General features: G+C 67.6%; 2 protein-coding genes. One reads left to right on the plus strand and one right to left on the minus strand.

Features of this window, described 5'->3' with window-relative positions:
• Nucleotides 1–1422: KamA family protein (locus JSV65_18020; GenBank protein UCH34397.1), on the plus strand; the 1422-nt coding region annotated here is incomplete at its 5' end.
• A gap of 4 nt (nt 1423–1426) precedes the next feature.
• Here JSV65_18020 and JSV65_18025 read toward each other — a convergent pair.
• Nucleotides 1427–2646 (minus strand): ABC transporter permease (locus tag JSV65_18025; GenBank protein ID UCH34398.1); only part of this gene is annotated, 1220 nt, incomplete at its 5' end.

Genomic DNA, 2646 nt, shown 5'->3' on the forward strand with positions numbered 1-2646 from the left:
CACGTGCGGGTGCCGTACTTCGCGATCGGCGCCGATCTGGCGATCCGGCACTATGTGGTCTACTCGCAGCAGCTGGTCGAGGAGTTCGGGCACATCCGGGCCTGGGAGAAGGAGGACGAGATCGAGCCCGGCAAGCCCAACGCTGCCGGCTGGCTGTTGCCGCCGTACGACAACGTGCACCGGCGCTATCCCGATGTGGCGATCCTCATCCCCGACACGACCGGTAGGGCGTGCGGCGGCCTCTGCGCCGCCTGCCAGCGCATGTACGGCTTCCAGCACGGCCAGCTGGACTTCGCCCTCGACGAGCTGGCGCCCAAGAAGACGTGGCCGCAGAAGCTGGACGAGCTAATGCGGTACTTCGAGGATGACTCGCAGCTGCGGGACATCCTCGTCACGGGCGGCGACGCGCTGATGAGCACCGACGCCGCCTTGGAGCGCATCCTCGACGCGATCTACGAGATGGCCAAGGCCAAGCGCGACGCCAACAAGCGGCGCGAGCGAAAGTACGCCGAGCTCGTGCGCGTGCGGCTCGGAACCCGGCTCCCGGTATTCCTGCCGCAGCGCATCACGCCGGCGCTGGCCGACATCCTGGCGCGGTTCCGCGAAAAGGCGGCGAAGGTCGGGGTCAGGCAGTTCCTGATCCAGACGCACATCGAGTCGCCGATGGAGGTGACCCCCGAGGCCCGCGATGCCGTCGCCCGGCTGCTCGGCGCCGGCTGGATCGTGACGAACCAGCTGGTGTTCACCGCCGCCGCGTCGCGGCGCGGGCACACGGCGAAGCTGCGCGAGGTGCTGAACGAGATCGGCGTGCTGCCGTACTATACCTTCGTGGTCAAGGGCTACCGGGAAAACGCCTTCAACTACACTCCCGTCGCGCGGGTCGTGCAGGAGGAGCTGGAGGAGAAGTCGATCGGGCGCGTCCCGGAGCGCTACCACGAAGCGGTGCAGGCCCTGCCGGATCAGCCGAAGCGGCTGGTCCACGAAGTGAGCAACCTGCGGGGCAAGTGCTGCGTGCCTTTCCTGGCCACCGATCGCAGCGTGCTAAACCTACCGGCGGTGGGGAAGAGCCTCACCTTCCGCGTCATCGGCATCACCCGCTACGGCCGCCGCGTGCTGGAGTTCGACCACGACCGCACGCGTGCCCACAGCCCCATCATCGACCAGATGGGCAAGGTAATCGTGATCGAGTCCAAATCGATCGGCGAGTACCTGACGCAGTTGAACGAGATGGGCGAGAGGGTGCCGGAGTACGAGAACGTCTACGGCTACTCGATGGGGCAGACCGAACAGCGCATGCCGCTGTACGAGTATCCGACCTACGACTACATGGTGACCGACGAGATCACCAACCTCGAGCTGCCGGAGGAGGGCGAAGCGCTGCGCGCGGCGCCGCGTACAGCCGAACCCGTTGGGACGGACTAGCCGTTCACTCGTGCCGGAGCGCCTCGACCGGATCGATACGCGTCGCGCGAACGGCGGGCAGCAAGGCGGCGCTCAGGGTCGCCCCCGCGAGCACAATCGCTGAGGCGGCGAAGGTCGGAATGTCGAACGCCCCGACCTCGGTGAGCGCGCTCGCCAGAAAGCGCGCCAGGATCAACCCGCCGGCTGCCCCAATCACTATGCCCGCCGCGACCATTCGCCCGCCTTCGGCAACTACGCCGCACAGTATTGTTCCCCGATCGCTTCCTAGGGCCATCCGCACTCCGAACTCGCGAGTGCGGCGGCTGACCCCGTACGACATTGAGCCGTAGATGCCCAGACTGGCGAGCAGTAGGGCGAAAGCAGCGAAGACGCTGCCCAGCATCGCCGCCTGGCCCTGGCGACCGTACGATGCGGCGTAAAGGTCCTCGGCCGTGATCGCATCGAAGATGGGCAGGGCGGGGTCGACGTTTAGCATGGCCTCACGAACCGCTGATATCGCGGGCGCCCCCGTCCTCGCACTTCGCGCGGCGAAAACCGCGCGCCCGGCCAGGAACGAACCCGCGTGTTGCGCGTATGGCATGTACCACGTCTCGGCGACCTCGTAGAACTCGCGCACATCGCCCACGACCCCGACGATCGTCATCCAGGGCGCGTCCGCGCCGGCGCGGCCATTGCGCACGCGCGCGCCGATCGGATCCTCGCCCGGCCAGTAGCGGCGCGCTAGCGCCGCGCTGATAACGACGACGGGTGGTGAACCCGCGCGGTCGGACTCGCTGATCCCGCGGCCGCGAAGCAGCGGGATCCCCACCGCGTCGAGAAACTCCGGCGTCACCATTCTCGAGTTGACCAGACTTCGCTGGCCGGGGATGGCCTCGCGGCCCTGGATGAGGACTTCGGCTACCGCGTTGGCGCGGGCTGAAGGGAACATCGTTGTGGCGCCGGCGGCGGCTAGCCCGGGGATGCGTTCGAGCTCGGTCGTCGCCGCCGTCATGAAGGCGATGCGGGACCCGGCCGTCGGATACTCTTCCCGGCTCAGGTTCACCGTGAAGGTGAGCAGTCCGGCGGGATCGTAACCGAGGTCGGCGGAGTGCAACCGCTGGAAATCACGCAGCATGAGCCCGATGCCGCTCAAAAGCGTGAGCGCCAGGGCCAGCTCACCGACGACGAGAGCGCGTTGCAGCCGGCGCACACCCTGTCCGCCGATCGACCGATCGGCTGAGTAGA

It is taken from the genome of Armatimonadota bacterium (assembly GCA_020354555.1).
Classification (GTDB): domain Bacteria; phylum Armatimonadota; class Hebobacteria.